We start from the raw sequence: 17,193 nt of genomic DNA on the forward strand, positions 1-17,193 counted from the left end.
TGGAGCTGACCGGTACTAATAGGCCGAGGGCTTGTCCTCAGTTGCTCGCGTCCACTGTGTTAGTTCTGAAGTAACGACCGTGTTGTCATCCGGTTGGTTAACTTCATAGAGTTTCGGTGGTCATAGCGTTAGGGAAACGCCCGGTTACATTCCGAACCCGGAAGCTAAGCCTTTCAGCGCCGATGGTACTGCAGGGGGGACCCTGTGGGAGAGTAGGACGCCGCCGAACACCCGCCCTTTTAGCTCAGTCGGTAGAGCGTCTCCATGGTAAGGAGAAGGTCAACGGTTCGATTCCGTTAAAGGGCTCCAAGTAAAAAGGCCCCCGCCTTGTGGCGGGGGCCTTTTTGCGTTCCCGGAGCCAGACGGACCAGTCGGCGATCCCCCATGAGGGGATCGCCGGCATCGTCAACGGTCGTCCGGCTCCCGGAGGCGCATGGCCAGGATGGCCATGTCGTCGGAGGCCGGTGCCTGGGCGAAGCGTTCCACCGCGCGGAGCACTCGGGAGGCGACCGCACCGGCCGTCAGGCCCGTGCAGGTCTTGAGGACTTCGGCGAGGCCGTCGTCGCCCAGCATGCGGGTGCCCTCGCGGCGTTCCGTCACGCCGTCCGTGACGCAGAGGAGGACGTCGCCCGGGTCGAGCGTGATGGTCTCCTCGTACAGCTCGAGGTCGTCCATCACGCCGAGGAGCGGCTGCGGCTCGGCCGCGGACGTGACCGTGCCGTCCGGGCGGAGGCGCAGGGGGAGCGGATGGCCGGCGCAGACGACCTTGAGGATCGCGGAGCCGTCCTCCTGGGGGCGCATCTCGCCGTACAGGAGGGTGAGAAAGCGGCTGCGGGCGCCCTCGTCGAGGATCGCCGCGTTCAGCCGTTCCAGGACGGCCGGGCCGCCGAAGCCCTCGCGGGCCAGCAGACGGAGGGCGTGGCGGGCCAGGCCGGTGACGGCGGCTGCCTCAGGGCCCGTACCGCAGACGTCGCCGATGGCGAAGCCGTAGGCGCCGTCGCGGATCGGGAAGAGGTCGTAGAAGTCGCCTCCGACCTCGTTGCCCTCGCCTGCCGCGCGGTAGATGACGTCGACCTCGACACCCGGGATGTGGGGGAGGCCGGGCGGGAGGAGGCTGCGCTGGAGGGACTGGCTGATCGCCACGCGCTCCGAGTACAGCCGGGCGTTGTCAAGGGCCAGGGCGGCCCGGCGGGAGAGGTCCTCGGCGAGCTCCAGGATCTCCTGGCGGAAGTGGTCCTCCGAGGGCCGGCCCAGGGTCAGCATGCCGATGACCCGATTGCGGGCGACCAGCGGCAGGACGACCGTCTCGCCGGCGACCGCGCTCGCGGTGGCCAGGGTGGTGTCGATGCCGGAGGAGAGCGGGCTCGTGGGGTGGTCGAGGGCGCGGACCGAGGCGGTGAGGGCCGCGCGGTGGGCGGCGTCGCCCGGTGCGGTCCAGACGCGGGCGCCGGGGGTCGGCACCGGGTCGGGCGGGGAGATGGAGGAGAGCAGGTCCTTGAGGCCGTCGATGCGGTCCTCGTCCTCGTGGAGCACGTACGAGAGGTACGGGTCGGAGGACTGGTCGGCGATCGTGTAGACCGCGCACCAGGTGGCGAGGGTCGGGACCGTCATCTGGGCCATCAGGGCCAGGGTCTGGTCCCGGTCGAGCGTGCCCGCGAGCAGGTCGGAGGCCTCGACGAGGAAGCTGAGGGAGCCGCGGCGGAGTCGTTCCAGCTCGCCGAGGCGGGCGGATTCGACGGCCAGGGCGATGCGGTCGGCGGCGAACTGGAGGCGGAGGGCCTCTTCGTTCGAGTAGCGGTTCGCGGTCTCCGCGGCCACACCGAGCGAGCCGGTGAGCCGGCCCTCGACCTTGAGGGGCACGGTGACGACCGAGCGCATGCCGGTGCCTTCGAGGAGGGGGACGGCGCCGGGGACGGCGGCCAGGTCCTCGTGCACGGCGGGCATGCGGGCGGAGCCGTAGCGGCTGGCGCCGGTCTCGACCGGGACGCGGGCGAAGCGCTGGCGGGCGGCCGGGAGACCGGTGGTCGCCCGTACCTCGAGTTCCGTCTCGTCGTCGGTGGCGAGGAGCAGGAAGGCGGCGTCGCCGTCGAGCATGTCGCGGGCGCGTTCGACCGTGCGCTGGAGCAGACCGTCGAGGTCGTCGGGGGCCGGGGAGCCGATGAAGACCTCGAAGGGGTCGGCGGCGCGGCTCTCGGAGCCCGGCTCGGAGGCGGGGCGCTGCGGGGTCTGGAGGATCGCCCGCTCGTGCTCGCGGACCAGGAGGCAGACGGTGGAGGGCTCGCCCTGGGCGTCGCGGACGCGGAGGTGGGCGGCGTAGACGGGGATGACGCGGCCGTCTGCGCAGCGGATGCCGTAGCTGCCCTCCCAGCGGGAGAGGCGGAGTGCCTCGGCGAGGCCGGTGCCGATGCCCGGGGTGTGGGGCCAGGCCGCGAGGTCGCCCAGGGGTTTGCCGGTGACCTGCTCGGAGGCGTAACCGAAGAGTTCCCCGGCGTCCTCGTTCCAGGCGGTGATGGCGCCGCCGCGGTCGATCTGGACGACGGCGACGCGGGCGCGGCTGTCGGTGACCGGGAGGAGCGCGTCGGGGAGGACGGGGCCCGCGGAGCGGGTGCCTACCGGGCGCTGGACGAGGTCGAGGTGGAACCAGACGTGCTTGCGGGTGGGGGTGTAGTCGACGCCCCAGCGGTGGGCGAGGGCGGCGCAGAGCAGCAGGCCGCGGCCGTTCTCGCGGTCGGGGCTGCCGAGGGTGCGGCCGCCCTGGACGGGGATCTCGCGCTCGGGGTAGCGGTCGGCGACCTCGACGCGGATGCTGTCGTCGGAGCGGAGGCAGAGGACGTCGGCGGAGGTGCCGGCGTGGATGACGGCGTTGGTGACGAGCTCGCTGGTGAGCACGACGGCGTCGTCGACGAGTTCGGGGTGTCCCCAGCCCTGGAGGGTGTCCCGGACGAAGGCGCGGGCGGCCGCGACGGACCGCCCGACGGGCTCGAAGCTGGCAGTCGCCCGCGCGGTGATCACAGCACTCCTCGTACGCGTCTCGACGCCCGGCTCTGCCATGCTCGGTCTGTCCCTCCCGCTGCCCGGTGGTCGTACGCGCGCCACACCGCCCCCGCCGGGCGGACCGGGGCGGTTGGACAGTCGGAAGCCAGGTTACTTACCTTCACTGTCCGAGCGGATGCCGGTCATCGCTGAATCCGTCCCCAGGGGGTAGGGACGCTGTGCGAAGCTGCCGAACTGTTATCGCCTGGTTCGGTGGCGGTGAAACACTGGGCAGGCTACCGGCGAAAGCCGGAGCGGTACGGTCGACCCCTTTCGGGAGGGACACGGTGGAACCTGGCACGGCGGCGCGGCGCGGCGGAGGCAGCGGTACGCGCGCGAGGGGCGGGCGTTCCCGTGGGGGGACGGTACAGGTGGACGCGGCGGCGCTGGAGCGGCTGCTGGCCGCCCTGGTGTCCATGCGGGACGGAAACCTCCGCAGGCGGCTCACGGTGTCCGGCGACGGGGTCATGGCGGAGATCTCCGCCGTGTTCAACGAGGTCGCGGACCGGCAGATGCATGTGACGGGGGAGCTGTCGCGGGTCCGCCGGGTGGTGGGACGCGAGGGCAAGCTGTCCGAGCGCCTTGAGGCGGGAGCCGGTGAGGGGGCGTGGGCGGCGGCGATCGAGGCCGCGAACGCGCTCGTCGACGATCTGGCCCGGCCGGTGTCCGAGGTGGGGCGGGTGCTCTCGGCGGTGGCCGAGGGTGATCTGGACCAGCGGATGGATCTGCGTTCGGAGGGTGCCGACGGGGCGGTCCGGCCGCTGCGCGGGGAGTTCCTGAAGGTCGCCCGTACCGCGAACAATCTGGTCGACCAGCTGTCGGTGTTCGCCTCCGAGGTGACCAGGGTCGCCGTCGAGGTGGGTACGGACGGCAAGCTGGGCGGGCAGGCGCAGGTGCGTGGGGTGTCCGGTTCGTGGAAGGACCTCACGGACTCGGTCAACACGATGGCGAACCGGCTGACGGCCCAGGTGCGGGACATCGCGCTGGTGACGACGGCGGTCGCGGACGGTGATCTGTCGCAGAAGGTCACGGCGAACGTGGCCGGCGAGATGCTCGAGCTGAAGAACACGGTCAACCGGATGGTGGACCAGCTGTCGTCGTTCTCTTCCGAGGTGACGCGGGTCGCCCGTGAGGTGGGTACGGAGGGCGAGCTCGGCGGTCAGGCCGAGGTGGCCGGGGTCGCCGGTGTGTGGAAGGACCTCACGGACTCCGTCAACACGATGGCGGGCAATCTGACCAACCAGGTGCGGGGCATCGCCGAGGTCACGACGGCGGTCGCGAACGGTGATCTGTCGCAGAAGGTGCGGGTGTCGGCACGCGGTGAGATCGCGCAACTGGCGGACACCATCAACCAGATGACGAAGACGCTGCGGATCTTCGCCGACGAGGTGACCCGGGTGTCGGGCGAGGTCGGCGCCGAGGGTCTGCTCGGTGGTCAGGCGCAGGTGCCGGGGGCGGCGGGGACGTGGAAGGACCTCACCGACTCGGTCAACACCGTCTTCCGGAACATCACCACGCAGGTGCGTGACATCGCGCAGGTGACGACGGCGGTGGCCAACGGCGACCTGTCGCAGAAGGTCACGGTCGATGTGGCCGGCGAGATGCTGGAGCTGAAGAACACCGTCAACACGATGGTGGACCAGCTGTCGGCCTTCGGTTCCGAGGTGACCCGGGTGGCCCGGGAGGTCGGTGTCGAGGGTCTGCTCGGCGGCCAGGCCGAGGTGAAGGGCGCGGCGGGCACGTGGAAGGACCTCACGGACTCGGTGAACACGGCCTTCCGGAACCTGACCGGTCAGGTGCGGGACATCGCGCAGGTGACGACGGCGGTGGCCAACGGCGACCTGTCGCAGAAGGTCACGGTCGATGTGGCCGGCGAGATGCTGGAGCTGAAGAACACCGTCAACACGATGGTGTCGCAGCTGTCGTCGTTCGCGGACCAGGTGACGCGGATGGCGCGGGACGTGGGCACCGAGGGCCGGCTGGGTGGTCAGGCGCGGGTGGACGGCGTGTCGGGGCGCTGGCGGGAGCTCACCGACTCGGTGAACTTCATGGCCGGCAACCTGACGTCGCAGGTGCGGCAGATCGCGCAGGTGACGACGGCCGTGGCCCGCGGTGACCTGTCGCAGAAGATCGACGTGGACGCGCGGGGCGAGATCCTGGAGCTGAAGAACACCATCAACACGATGGTCGACCAGCTCTCCGCGTTCGCCGACCAGGTGACCCGGGTGGCCCGTGAGGTGGGCACCGACGGGCGCCTCGGCGGGCAGGCGCAGGTGCCGGGTGTGGCAGGTGTGTGGCGTGACCTGACGGATTCGGTGAACGGCATGGCCGGGAACCTGACGACCCAGGTCCGCAACATCGCGCAGGTCGCCACGGCGGTGGCGCGCGGTGACCTGTCGCAGAAGATCGACGTGGACGCGCGGGGCGAGATCCTGGAGCTGAAGAACACCCTCAACACGATGGTGGACCAGCTCTCGAACTTCGCCGAGCAGGTGACGCGGGTGGCCCGTGAGGTGGGCACCGAGGGCATTCTGGGCGGTCAGGCCGAGGTGCAGGGGGTCTCCGGCACCTGGAAGGACCTCACCCAGTCCGTGAACTTCATGGCGAACAACCTCACCATCCAGGTGCGGAACATCGCCGAGGTCACGACGGCGGTCGCCAAGGGCGACCTGTCGAAGAAGATCACCGTCGACGCCCGGGGCGAGATCCTGGAGCTGGTGACGACCGTCAACACGATGGTCGACCAGCTGTCGAACTTCGCGGACGAGGTCACACGCGTGGCCCGTGAGGTGGGTACGGAGGGCATCCTCGGCGGTCAGGCGCGGGTCCGGGGCGTCACCGGTACCTGGAAGGACCTGAGCGACAACGTCAACCTGATGGCCAACAACCTGACAAGTCAGGTGCGGAACATCTCCCGGGTCTCGGCGGCCGTCGCCAACGGCGATCTGACGAAGAAGGTGACCGTCGAGGCGCGCGGCGAGGTCGCCGAACTCGCCGACACCGTCAACACCATGGTGACGACCCTGTCGTCGTTCGCCGACGAGGTCACGCGGGTGGCACGTGAGGTGGGTACGGAAGGCGAGCTGGGCGGGCAGGCCCGGGTGCCGGGTGTCTCGGGCACCTGGAAGGACCTGACCGAGTCGGTGAACTCGATGGCCTCCAACCTCACCGGTCAGGTGCGCCAGATCGCGGCCGTCACCACGGCCATCGCCAAGGGCGATCTCACCAAGAAGATCGACATCGACGCGCGGGGCGAGATCCAGGAGCTGAAGAGCACCATCAACACGATGGTCGACCAGCTGTCGAACTTCGCCGAGGAGGTCACGCGGGTGGCCCGCGAGGTGGGTACGGACGGTCAGCTGGGCGGTCAGGCCCGGGTGCGTGACGTGGACGGCACCTGGCGGGACCTGACGGAGTCCGTGAACGAGATGGCCGGGAACCTGACCCGGCAGGTGCGGGCGATCGCCGCCGTCGCCACGGCGGTGACCCGGGGCGATCTGAACCTGAAGATCGACGGTGTCGACGCGGCGGGCGAGATCCAGGCCCTCCAGGAGAACATCAACACCATGATCGCCAACCTGCGCGACACCACCCTCGCCAACGAGGAGCAGGACTGGCTGAAGGGCAACCTGGCCCGTATCTCCGGCCTCATGCAGGGCCGGCGGGACCTGGACGACGTCGCCTCGCTCATCATGAGCGAGCTGACGCCGGTGGTCTCGGCCCAGCACGGTGCCTTCTTCGTGGCGATGCCGACCGGCCACGCCCACAGCGACGCCGAACTCGTCGGTGAGGGAGAGGGCTCGTACGAGCTGCGGATGCGCGGGAGTTACGGCTACTCCACCGGGTCCATGCCGACCTCGTTCCGCCCCGGCGAGACGCTCATCGGGACGGCGGCCGAGGAGAAGCGGACCATCCAGGTCAACGTTCCGCCCGGCTATCTGAAGATCTCCTCCGGGCTCGGGGAGGCCGCGCCGGCGCATGTGATCGTGCTTCCGGTGCTCTTCGAGGGCAAGGTCCTCGGTGTGATCGAGCTGGCCTCCTTCCAGCCGTTCACGCAGATCCAGCGCGACTTCCTCAACCAGCTCGCCGAGCTGATCGCCACCACGGTCAACACGATCAGCGTCAACACCAAGACCGAGGTGCTGCTCCAGCAGTCGCAGGAGCTCACCGAGCAGCTCAAGGAGCGTTCGGCGGAGCTGGAGCACCGGCAGAAGGAACTCCAGGGCTCCAACCTGGAACTGGAGGAGAAGGCCGAGCTGCTGGCCCGGCAGAACCGCGACATCGAGGTGAAGAACACCGAGATCGAGGAGGCCCGGCAGGTCCTGGAGGAGCGGGCCGAACAGCTCGCCGTCTCCATGCGCTACAAGTCCGAGTTCCTGGCGAACATGTCGCACGAGCTGCGCACCCCGCTCAACTCGCTGCTGATCCTCGCCAAGTTGCTCGCGGACAACGCCGAGACCAACCTGACGCCGAAGCAGGTCGAGTTCGCGGAGACCATCCACGGCGCCGGTTCCGACCTGCTCCAGCTGATCAACGACATCCTCGACCTGTCGAAGGTCGAGGCGGGCAAGATGGACGTCTCGCCGACCCGGATCGCGCTCGTCCAGCTCGTCGACTACGTGGAGGCGACCTTCCGGCCGCTCACGGCGGAGAAGGGGCTCGACTTCTCGGTGCGGGTCTCGCCCGAGCTGCCGGCCACCCTCCACACCGACGAGCAGCGGCTGCTCCAGGTGCTCCGCAACCTCCTCTCCAACGCGGTGAAGTTCACCGACACGGGGGCGGTGGAGCTGGTGATCCGGCCGGCCGGGATCGATGTGCCGCAGTCGATCCGCGAGCAGCTCCTGGAGGCCGGTTCGCTGCGCGATCCGGAGGCCGATCTGATCGCCTTCTCCGTCACGGACACCGGGATCGGGATCGCCGCGAGCAAGATGCGGGTCATCTTCGAGGCGTTCAAGCAGGCCGACGGCACGACCAGCCGGAAGTACGGCGGTACGGGTCTGGGGCTTTCGATCAGCCGGGAGATCGCGCGGCTGCTCGGCGGCGAGATCTTCGCGGCGAGCGAGCCGGGCCGCGGTTCGACGTTCACGCTCTATCTGCCGCTGAGCCCGACGGAGCTGCCTGCCGGGTACGGGCAGGGGGCGGCCGACGACCCGCAGCAGGGCGCCGAGGAGGGCGCTGCCGGGGCCGTCCACCCGTTCCCGCACTTCCCGCCGCCGCCCGTACGGACGGAGGCGCGGTCCGGGGCGGGGGCGCTCTTCCGGCACCGGCGGAAGGCGGCAGCGGAGGCGACCGGGGCGCGGACGGCGGTGCCGGGACAGTCCGGGCAGCAGATCGCCGCCGACCGGGCGGAGCAGGAGGCGGAGGCCGCGCAGCGCCGTACCTTCGGCTTCTCCGGCGAGAAGGTGCTCATCGTCGACGACGACATCCGCAACGTCTTCGCGCTCACCAGCGTCCTCGAGCAGCACGGACTCGCGGTGCTGTACGCGGAGAACGGGCGGGAGGGCATCGAAGTGCTGGAGCAGCACGACGATGTGACGATCGTCCTGATGGACATCATGATGCCGGAGATGGACGGATACGCGACGACGACCGCGATCCGGCGCATGCCGCAGTTCGCGGGGCTGCCGATCATCGCGCTGACGGCGAAGGCCATGAAGGGCGACCGGGAGAAGGCGATCGAGTCCGGCGCCTCGGACTATGTGACCAAGCCGGTCGACCCCGATCACCTGCTGTCCGTGATGGAGCAGTGGATGCGGGGGGAGTGACTCCGGGCGGGGCCCGTGGTGCGGGGGCATCGCCTCCGCGCCACGGGTCCGGCGCCGGCCGCGGCCCGGCTTCCGGGCTTCGCTGACGGGCTGGCGCCACGGGGGTGTGAGAGGCCGGGATACGGGGAACCTTCTGGTCTCCCACCGCGTTTCAGGTACGTGCACAGTGACATCGCGGTGACAGGGTGTGGCGACGGGCGGGGTGCGGCTACGATGACCGGCACAAGGACGGACGGCGTTAGGGAGTCGTCTTCTGGGGCGGCGCCCGGCGCTTCCCCCGGTTCGGGGAGCCGGGGAGAGACACTGCCGGGGCGAGGAGGACGGGGCATGGTGCAGAAGGCCAAGATCCTCCTGGTCGATGACCGGCCGGAGAATCTGCTGGCGCTGGAGGCCATTCTCTCCGCGCTCGATCAGACGCTGGTGCGGGCATCGTCCGGGGAGGAAGCGCTCAAGGCGCTGTTGACGGACGACTTCGCGGTCATCCTGCTCGACGTCCAGATGCCGGGTATGGACGGCTTCGAGACCGCCGCGCACATCAAGCGGCGGGAGCGGACCCGGGACATCCCGATCATCTTCCTCACCGCCATCAACCACGGCCCCCACCACACGTTCCGTGGGTACGCGGCCGGGGCGGTCGACTACATCTCGAAGCCGTTCGACCCCTGGGTGCTGCGCGCCAAGGTCTCGGTCTTCGTCGAGCTGTACATGAAGAACTGCAAGCTGCGCGAGCAGGCCGCGCTGCTGCGGCTGCAGTTGGAGGGCGGCGGCGAGGGCGGTCACGGCAAGGAGGCCGCCGGTCTGCTCGCCGAGCTCTCGGCCCGTCTCGCGGCCGTCGAAGAGCAGGCGGAGGCGCTGTCCAAGCAGCTCGACGACGACTCCGCCGACGCGGCCGCCGTCGCCACCGCCGCGCATCTGGAGCGCAAGCTCACCGGGTTGCGCCGGGCCCTGGACGCGCTGGAGCCGGGCACCGGCGCCGCGCCGACGCTGCCTGCCCAGAGCTGACGCACCGTCACCGAGGCCCCGGGCGCCCGATGTCCCGCGTGATACGGCGTCAGCCTCGGGCCGCGGTGGGAGCGACACGAACGGGTGAGGCGGACAGCAGGACTTCACACCGGTAACCTCGGCATCATGGCTTCACGTACGTCCGGCAAGGGTTCCCAGGGCACGGCGGGCACCGCAAAGCCGCGCGCCGGCCGTACGACGGGCGCCGCGAAGAAAGCGGCACCCGCGAAGTCCCCCGCCAAGCCGCCCGCCAAGAAGGCGCCGGCCAAGAAGGCCGCGCCCGCCAAGCGCGCGCCCGCGCGGAAGACCGCGGCGAAGAAGGCGGCTCCGCGGCCCGCGCCGTCCCCCACCGGGGGCATCTACCGGCTCGCCCGCGGCGCCTGGCTCGGCCTCGCGCATGCCGTGGGGGCGATGTTCCGGGGGATAGGGCGCGGCGCCAAGGGCCTCGACCCGGCCCACCGCAAGGACGGCCTCGCGCTGCTGCTCCTCGGCCTCGCGCTGATCGTCGCCGCGGGCACCTGGTCCAACCTCCGCGGCCCCGTCGGCGACCTCGTCGAGATGCTGGTCACCGGTTCCTTCGGCCGGCTCGACCTGCTCGTTCCGCTGCTCCTCGGCGCGATCGGCGTGCGCCTCATCCTCTTCCCGGAGAAGCCCGAGGCCAACGGCCGGATCAGCATCGGCCTCTCCGCCCTCGTCATCGGCATCCTCGGCCAGGTCCACATCGCCTGCGGCTCACCCGGCCGCGGCGACGGGAGCGAGGCCATGCAGGACGCCGGCGGCCTCATCGGCTGGGCCGCGTCCCAGCCGCTCGTCTTCATGATGGGCGAGGTCCTCGCCGTCCCCATGCTGGTCCTGCTCACGCTCTTCGGCCTGCTCGTCGTCACCGCCACCCCGGTCAACGCGATCCCGCAGCGGCTGCGCGCCCTCGGCGCCAGGCTCGGCATCGTCGAGCCCGCCCACGACCCCGCGGAGGACCACCCCGAGGGGCACGGGAGCCCCTCCGGGGAGTACGACGAGTACGACGAGGAGTGGCGCCAGGCCCGGCCGCAGCCCCGCACCGCCCGGCCCGTGCGGCGCCGCGGCCCCGTGGATCCCTACGACGTGGACCGGGCCGAGGCCGAGATGCTCGACCGGCGCAGCCGGCCGGCCCGCCGCCCCTCCCCGGAGCCCTCCTTCGACCACGGGCTGGACCCGGTGGACGTCGCCGCTGCCGCGGCCGCCGCGCTCGACGGCGCGGTGCTCAACGGCATGCCGCCCTCCCCGATCGTCGCCGACCTCACCAGGGACGTCACCGCCGACCGCAAGGCCGCCGTGGACGCCGCCGCGAAGGCAGCGGCCGAGGCCGCGGAGACGGCGGCTCCGGCCGCTCCCGTGCCGCCGGCCCGTGGCGGGGACCAGCGGCCCGGCGGAGGCGTACCGGATCTGACCAAGTCGGCGCCCGAGCCGACCGATCTGCCGCCCCGGGCCGAGCAGCTCCAGTTGTCCGGCGACATCACGTACTCCCTGCCCTCGCTCGACCTCCTGGAGCGGGGCGGGCCGGGCAAGACGCGCAGCGCCGCCAACGATGCCGTCGTGGACTCGCTCTCCAACGTCTTCACCGAGTTCAAGGTCGACGCCGCCGTCACCGGCTTCACCCGGGGACCGACGGTCACGCGGTACGAGGTCGAGCTCGGCCCCGCCGTGAAGGTCGAGAAGATCACGGCCCTGACCAAGAACATCGCGTACGCCGTGGCCTCCCCGGACGTACGGATCATCTCGCCGATCCCCGGCAAGTCCGCGGTCGGCATCGAGATCCCCAACAGCGACCGGGAGATGGTCAACCTCGGCGACGTCCTGCGGCTCGCCGCCGCGGCCGAGGACGACCACCCGATGCTCGTGGCGCTCGGCAAGAACGTCGAGGGCGGCTACGAGATGGCCAACCTGGCGAAGATGCCGCACGTCCTGGTCGCCGGTGCCACCGGATCCGGAAAGTCCTCCTGCATCAACTGCCTGATCACTTCGATCATGATAAGGGCGACCCCCGAGGACGTCCGGATGGTCCTCGTCGACCCCAAGCGGGTCGAGCTCACCGCGTACGAGGGCATCCCGCACCTCATCACCCCGATCATCACCAACCCCAAGCGGGCCGCCGAGGCCCTCCAGTGGGTGGTGAAGGAGATGGACCTCCGCTACGACGATCTGGCGGCCTTCGGCTACCGGCACATCGACGACTTCAACCAGGCGATCCGGGACGGCAAGATCAAGCTGCCCGAGGGCAGCGAGCGGGAGCTCAACCCGTACCCGTACCTGCTCGTCATCGTCGACGAGCTCGCCGACCTGATGATGGTGGCGCCCCGGGACGTCGAGGACTCGATCGTCCGCATCACGCAGCTCGCGCGCGCCGCCGGCATCCACCTCGTGCTCGCCACCCAGCGGCCGTCGGTCGACGTCGTCACCGGCCTCATCAAGGCCAACGTGCCCTCCCGGCTCGCCTTCGCGACCTCCTCGCTCGCCGACAGCCGGGTCATCCTCGACCAGCCGGGCGCCGAGAAGCTCATCGGAAAGGGTGACGGACTGTTCCTGCCGATGGGTGCCAACAAGCCCGTCCGCATGCAGGGCGCCTTCGTCACCGAGCACGAGGTCGCGGCCGTCGTGCAGCACTGCAAGGACCAGATGACCCCGGTCTTCCGGGAGGACGTCACCGTCGGGACCCGGCAGAAGAAGGAGATCGACGAGGACATCGGCGACGACCTCGATCTGCTGTGCCAGGCCGCCGAGCTGGTCGTCTCCACGCAGTTCGGCTCCACGTCGATGCTCCAGCGGAAGCTGCGCGTCGGCTTCGCGAAGGCCGGGCGGCTGATGGACCTCATGGAGTCGCGGAACATCGTCGGGCCGAGCGAGGGTTCCAAGGCGCGCGACGTGCTGGTCAAGCCCGACGAGTTGGACGGGGTGCTGGACGTGATCCGGGGGCAGTCGGGGGAGTAGCCCTCGGCGCGGCCGGTCGGAGTACGGCGGGGTCCCGTCGGAGTACGGCGAGGTGCGGCGGGGTGCGGCCGGAGTGCGCGGACGGGGAGCGGGTACGCGATCGAGACCGGGTCGAGACTCACTCGTAAGGGAATGGAGGGCAACCGTTTCCCCTGGCCGTACGTCAAGTTGAGCGGAGGGACAGAAGGATGTCCCAGCCTCATGGCGTACAAACAGCACCCGCCCGGTTGCCCCACCCTTTCGTACCACCCATAGACTGAACGTCCAGCAGGTGGCTACACGCTCGAAAGGCGCTCTCGTGTCCATCGGCAACTCCCCCGAAGACGACCGGATCTTCCCGGCAGACGACCGGGACTCGATCGGTCGCGCTCTCCAGCAGACCCGCATCGCCGCCGGTCTCACCGTCGAAGAGGTCAGTGCCTCCACCCGTGTCCGGATTCCGATCGTGCACGCGATCGAGGAGGACGACTTCTCGCGCTGCGGCGGCGACGTCTACGCCCGCGGCCACATCCGCACGCTCGCGCGTGCCGTCGGCCTCGATCCGGCCCCGCTGATCGAGCAGTACGACGCCGAGCACGGCGGTCGCCCCGCACCCACCCCCGCCGCCCCGCTGTTCGAGGCGGAACGCATCCGCCCCGAGCCGCGCCGGCCCAACTGGACCGCCGCGATGGTCGCGGCCATCGTCGCCGTCGTCGGATTCGTCGGCTTCACGATGTTCAACGGCAACGAGGCGCCCAAGGGCACCACCACCGCCGACGGCGGCCCGGCGCCCGCGCCGGAGAAGGCCACGTCCGCCGGCAAGCCGAAGCCGGTCAAGCCCGCGCCGCCGAAGCCCACCGAGAGCGCGATCGCCGCGGTCCCGCAGGACAAGGTGACGGTGAAGATGACCGCCACCGACGGCAAGAGCTGGATCTCGGCCAAGGACGCCAACGGAAAGCTCCTCTTCGACGGGCTGCTCCTGGACGGTGAGTCCAAGACCTTCCAGGACGACGAGCGCATCGACCTGGTTCTCGGCAACGCCGGAGCGATCGAGCTCTACGTGAACGGCAAGAAGATCGACGACAAGTTCGAATCCGGCCAGGTCGAGCGGCTGACGTACACCAAGGGTGACCCCGAGGCCGGCTGAGCCGCCCCTCCGGGCCCGTGATGTGGCCCCTGTCGCGCAGGTGAACCCTGCGCGACGGGGGAACGGCCGGGACGAAGTAGTCTTGAGTCCATGCCCGAACGCCGTACCGTCGCCCTTGTCACTCTTGGCTGCGCCCGTAACGAGGTGGACTCGGAGGAGCTCGCAGGCCGCTTGGCAGCGGACGGCTGGGAGCTCGTCGAGAACGCCGAGGACGCGGATGTCGCAGTCGTCAACACCTGTGGATTCGTCGAAGCCGCCAAGAAGGACTCCGTCGACGCCCTCCTCGAAGCCAATGATCTGAAGGACCATGGCCGCACCCAGGCCGTGGTCGCCGTCGGCTGTATGGCCGAGCGGTACGGCAAGGAACTCGCCGAAGCCCTCCCGGAGGCCGACGGCGTCCTGGGCTTCGACGACTACTCCGACATCTCCAACCGCCTCCAGACCATCCTCAGCGGTGGCAGTGTCGAGGCCCACACCCCGCGTGACCGGCGCAAGCTGCTGCCGCTCTCGCCGGTGGAGCGCCAGGCGGCGGCCGCCGCGGTCGCCCTCCCCGGGCACGGCGTCGTGGACGCTCCCGCGTCCGCTCCCGCCGCCGTCCCGGCCTCCGCTCCCGAGGACGTGCCGAGCGACCTGCCGGACGGTCTCGCGCCCGCCTCCGGGCCGCGCGCTCCGCTCCGCCGGCGTCTGGACACCAGCCCCGTCGCCTCCGTGAAGCTGGCCTCCGGCTGCGACCGGCGCTGCTCCTTCTGCGCCATCCCGTCCTTCCGCGGCTCCTTCGTCTCGCGCCGTCCCTCGGACGTGCTGAACGAGACGCGCTGGCTCGCCGAGCAGGGTGTGAAGGAGGTCATGCTGGTCTCCGAGAACAACACCTCGTACGGCAAGGACCTTGGCGACATCCGGCTCCTGGAGAGCCTGCTGCCCGAGCTCGCCGCGGTCGACGGCATCGAGCGCGTCCGCGTCAGCTACCTCCAGCCCGCCGAGATGCGCCCCGGCCTGATCGACGTCCTCACGTCGACCGACAAGGTCGTGCCGTACTTCGACCTGTCCTTCCAGCACAGCGCCCCCGACGTGCTGCGGGCCATGCGCCGCTTCGGCGACACCGACCGGTTCCTCGAGCTCCTGGAGACCATCCGGGCCAAGGCCCCGACCGCCGGTGCCCGCTCCAACTTCATCGTCGGCTTCCCCGGCGAGACCGAGGCCGACTTCGCCGAGCTGGAACGCTTCGTCACCCACGCCCGGCTCGACGCCATCGGCGTCTTCGGCTACTCCGACGAGGACGGCACCGAGGCCGCCACGTACGAGCACAAGCTCGACCAGGATGTCATCGACGCCCGCCTCGCCCACCTCTCCCGGCTCGCCGAGGAGCTCACCGCACAGCGCGCGGAGGAGCGGATCGGAGAGACCCTTGAAGTACTGGTCGAGTCCGTGGACGACGAGGACGGCGTGATCGGCCGCGCCGCGCACCAGGCGCCCGAGACCGACGGGCAGGTGGTCCTCACCACTGCCGACGGTACGAGCCCCGACCTGGCCCCGGGCCGTATGGTCATGGCGAAGGTCGTCGGCACGGAGGGCGTCGACCTGGTGGCCGAGTGTCTTTTCGAGGAGGCAGGCAGATGACCGGAGTCCCGGCATCCGCGACGGGCGGGACCGGTAGGCCGGCGCCCCGCGGCAAGCTGGGCACGGCGGCCGTCAACCAGGCCAGCCTGTGGAACATCGCCAACATCCTGACCATGATCCGGCTCGTGCTCGTGCCGGCCTTCGTGCTGCTGCTCTTCCAGGACGGCGGTCACGACCCCGCATGGCGGGCCTGGGCCTGGGCGGCGTTCGCCGTCGCCATGATCACGGACGTCTTCGACGGGCACCTCGCCCGTGCGTACAACCTGGTCACGGACTTCGGGAAGATCGCCGACCCGATCGCCGACAAGGCGATCATGGCGGCCGGACTCATCTCGCTGTCCTCGCTCGGGGACCTGCCCTGGTGGGTCACCGGCGTCATCCTGGCCCGTGAGTTGGGGATCACCCTCATGCGGTTCTGGGTGATCCGCCACGGGGTCATCCCGGCCAGCCGCGGCGGCAAGATGAAGACGCTCGCCCAGGGCACGGCGGTCGGCATGTACGTGCTGATGCTCACCGGCCCGCTCGCCACCCTGCGCTTCTGGGTGATGGCGGTGGCCGTCGTGCTGACGGTCGTCACCGGTCTGGACTACGTCCGCCAGGCGGTCGTGCTGCGCCGCAAGGGGCTCGCCGCGGAGCGGGCCGCCGCGCGGTCGGAGGCGGCGACGCGATGACCGAGGCCGCCCGGGTGCTGGCGCTGCTCGCGGAGCGTGGTCACACGCTCGCCGCGGCGGAGTCGCTCACGGGTGGACTGGTGGCCGCGGAGCTCACCGGGGTGTCCGGTGCCTCGGCCTCGTTCCGGGGGTCCGTCACGGCCTACGCCACGGACCTCAAGCAGGAGCTGCTCGGTGTCGACGCGGGCCTGCTCGCCGAGCGGGGAGCGGTGGATCCCGAGGTCGCGCTGCAGATGGCGGCCGGTGTACGGGCCCGGCTCGGCGCCGACTGGGGGATCTCGACGACCGGGGTGGCCGGACCCGATCCACAGGACGGACAGCCGGTCGGAACCGTCTACGTGGCGGTCGCGGGACCCGCCGCGACCGGCGCCCGCGCCGGGAAAGTGGTCTCGTTGAGATTGAACGGCGACCGCGCGGACATCCGTAGAGAGAGCGTACGGAGCGTGCTGGAACTGCTCCATGAGGAACTCTCGGGAAATGCGCGGGCACAGGATACGGAACACAACGGGGGGAATTGATGTTTGCAGCCCTGAGTGAACACGACATCGCTCCCCGCACGGCCGCAGCGCGAGGCGGTACGGTGGGGCGTGAAGGATGCGGCTACGCGGTCCGAGGAGGGAGCCACCGATGATTCTGCTCCGTCGCCTGTTGGGTGACGTGCTGCGTCGGCAGCGCCAGCGCCAAGGCCGTACTCTGCGCGAAGTCTCCTCGTCCGCCCGAGTCTCGCTCGGCTATCTCTCCGAGGTGGAGCGGGGGCAGAAGGAGGCTTCCTCCGAGCTGCTCTCCGCGATCTGCGACGCGCTGGACGTACGGATGTCCGAGCTCATGCGTGAAGTGAGCGACGAGCTGTCACTGGCCGAACTGGCCGAGTCGGCAGCGGCGAGCGAACCGGTGCCGACGCCGGTGCGCCCGATGCTCAATTCGGTGTCGGTGACGTCGGTGGGCCGTGTGCCCACCGAGCGGGTGACCATCAAGGCGCCCGCGGAAGCGGTGGACGTCGTCGCCGCCTAGTCGT

General features: G+C 70.5%; 9 protein-coding genes, 1 tRNA gene and 1 rRNA gene. 10 read left to right on the forward strand and 1 reads right to left on the reverse strand.

Going from position 1 to position 17,193, the window contains the following annotated elements; translation table 11 throughout:
- The first annotated feature begins 112 nt into the window (after positions 1–112).
- Positions 113–229, forward strand: a 5S ribosomal RNA gene (gene rrf / locus E0F75_RS32240).
- A gap of 4 nt (positions 230–233) precedes the next feature.
- Positions 234–309: transfer RNA gene (locus E0F75_RS32245), tRNA-Thr, on the forward strand.
- Positions 310–405: 96 nt separating this feature from the next.
- Here E0F75_RS32245 and E0F75_RS32250 read toward each other — a convergent pair.
- The gene (locus E0F75_RS32250) at positions 406–3,051 is read right to left on the reverse strand and encodes a SpoIIE family protein phosphatase (protein WP_229314507.1); all 2,646 of its coding nucleotides are present in this window, start codon (positions 3,049–3,051) and stop codon (positions 406–408) included.
- A gap of 269 nt (positions 3,052–3,320) precedes the next feature.
- Here E0F75_RS32250 and E0F75_RS32255 point away from each other — a divergent pair, with 269 nt between their 5' ends.
- The 8 genes from E0F75_RS32255 to E0F75_RS32290 all read left to right on the forward strand — a co-directional run bounded on the left by E0F75_RS32255 (position 3,321) and on the right by E0F75_RS32290 (position 17,189).
- Positions 3,321–8,798: a HAMP domain-containing protein gene (locus E0F75_RS32255; protein WP_374115472.1), complete on the forward strand. Its 5,478-nt coding sequence runs from the start codon at positions 3,321–3,323 to the stop codon at positions 8,796–8,798.
- Positions 8,799–9,125: 327 nt separating this feature from the next.
- Complete coding sequence (locus tag E0F75_RS32260) at positions 9,126–9,800, forward strand: two-component system response regulator (protein WP_015036579.1); 675 nt, start codon at positions 9,126–9,128, stop codon at positions 9,798–9,800.
- Positions 9,801–9,926: 126 nt separating this feature from the next.
- The gene (locus E0F75_RS32265) at positions 9,927–12,764 is read left to right on the forward strand and encodes a DNA translocase FtsK (RefSeq protein WP_229314509.1); all 2,838 of its coding nucleotides are present in this window, start codon (positions 9,927–9,929) and stop codon (positions 12,762–12,764) included.
- 298 nt (positions 12,765–13,062) lie between these two features.
- A complete protein-coding gene (locus tag E0F75_RS32270) occupies positions 13,063–13,890 on the forward strand; it encodes a helix-turn-helix domain-containing protein (protein WP_030326335.1) in 828 nt (275 codons plus the stop codon).
- 90 nt (positions 13,891–13,980) lie between these two features.
- Positions 13,981–15,507: a 30S ribosomal protein S12 methylthiotransferase RimO gene (rimO, locus tag E0F75_RS32275; RefSeq protein WP_229314510.1), complete on the forward strand. Its 1,527-nt coding sequence runs from the start codon at positions 13,981–13,983 to the stop codon at positions 15,505–15,507.
- Complete coding sequence (pgsA, locus tag E0F75_RS32280; protein WP_229314511.1) at positions 15,504–16,178, forward strand: CDP-diacylglycerol--glycerol-3-phosphate 3-phosphatidyltransferase; 675 nt, start codon at positions 15,504–15,506, stop codon at positions 16,176–16,178. The genes rimO and pgsA overlap by 4 nt, the downstream gene beginning before the upstream one ends.
- Positions 16,175–16,696, forward strand: a complete 522-nt coding sequence (locus E0F75_RS32285; protein WP_229314512.1) for a CinA family protein — start codon at positions 16,175–16,177, stop codon at positions 16,694–16,696. Before pgsA ends, E0F75_RS32285 begins: the two co-directional genes overlap by 4 nt.
- Positions 16,697–16,805: 109 nt before the next feature.
- Complete coding sequence (locus E0F75_RS32290) at positions 16,806–17,189, forward strand: helix-turn-helix domain-containing protein (protein WP_030326330.1); 384 nt, start codon at positions 16,806–16,808, stop codon at positions 17,187–17,189.
- The last annotated feature ends 4 nt before the right edge of the window (positions 17,190–17,193 follow it).

The organism is Streptomyces sp. CB02980 (genome assembly GCF_014451325.2).
In the GTDB taxonomy this organism is placed as follows: Bacteria; Actinomycetota; Actinomycetes; order Streptomycetales; family Streptomycetaceae; genus Streptomyces.

What these genes read in the sequence shown, in the direction of transcription:
- E0F75_RS32250 (WP_229314507.1), bottom strand. Translation starts at nt 3,051, where the DNA reads ATGGCAGAGCCGGGCGTCGAGACGCGTACGAGGAGTGCTGTGATCACC.
- E0F75_RS32260 (WP_015036579.1), top strand. Translation starts at nt 9,126, where the DNA reads ATGGTGCAGAAGGCCAAGATCCTCCTGGTCGATGACCGGCCGGAGAAT.
- E0F75_RS32265 (WP_229314509.1), top strand. Translation starts at nt 9,927, where the DNA reads ATGGCTTCACGTACGTCCGGCAAGGGTTCCCAGGGCACGGCGGGCACC.
- rimO (WP_229314510.1), top strand. Translation starts at nt 13,981, where the DNA reads ATGCCCGAACGCCGTACCGTCGCCCTTGTCACTCTTGGCTGCGCCCGT.
- pgsA (WP_229314511.1), top strand. Translation starts at nt 15,504, where the DNA reads ATGACCGGAGTCCCGGCATCCGCGACGGGCGGGACCGGTAGGCCGGCG.
- E0F75_RS32285 (WP_229314512.1), top strand. Translation starts at nt 16,175, where the DNA reads ATGACCGAGGCCGCCCGGGTGCTGGCGCTGCTCGCGGAGCGTGGTCAC.
- E0F75_RS32290 (WP_030326330.1), top strand. Translation starts at nt 16,806, where the DNA reads ATGATTCTGCTCCGTCGCCTGTTGGGTGACGTGCTGCGTCGGCAGCGC.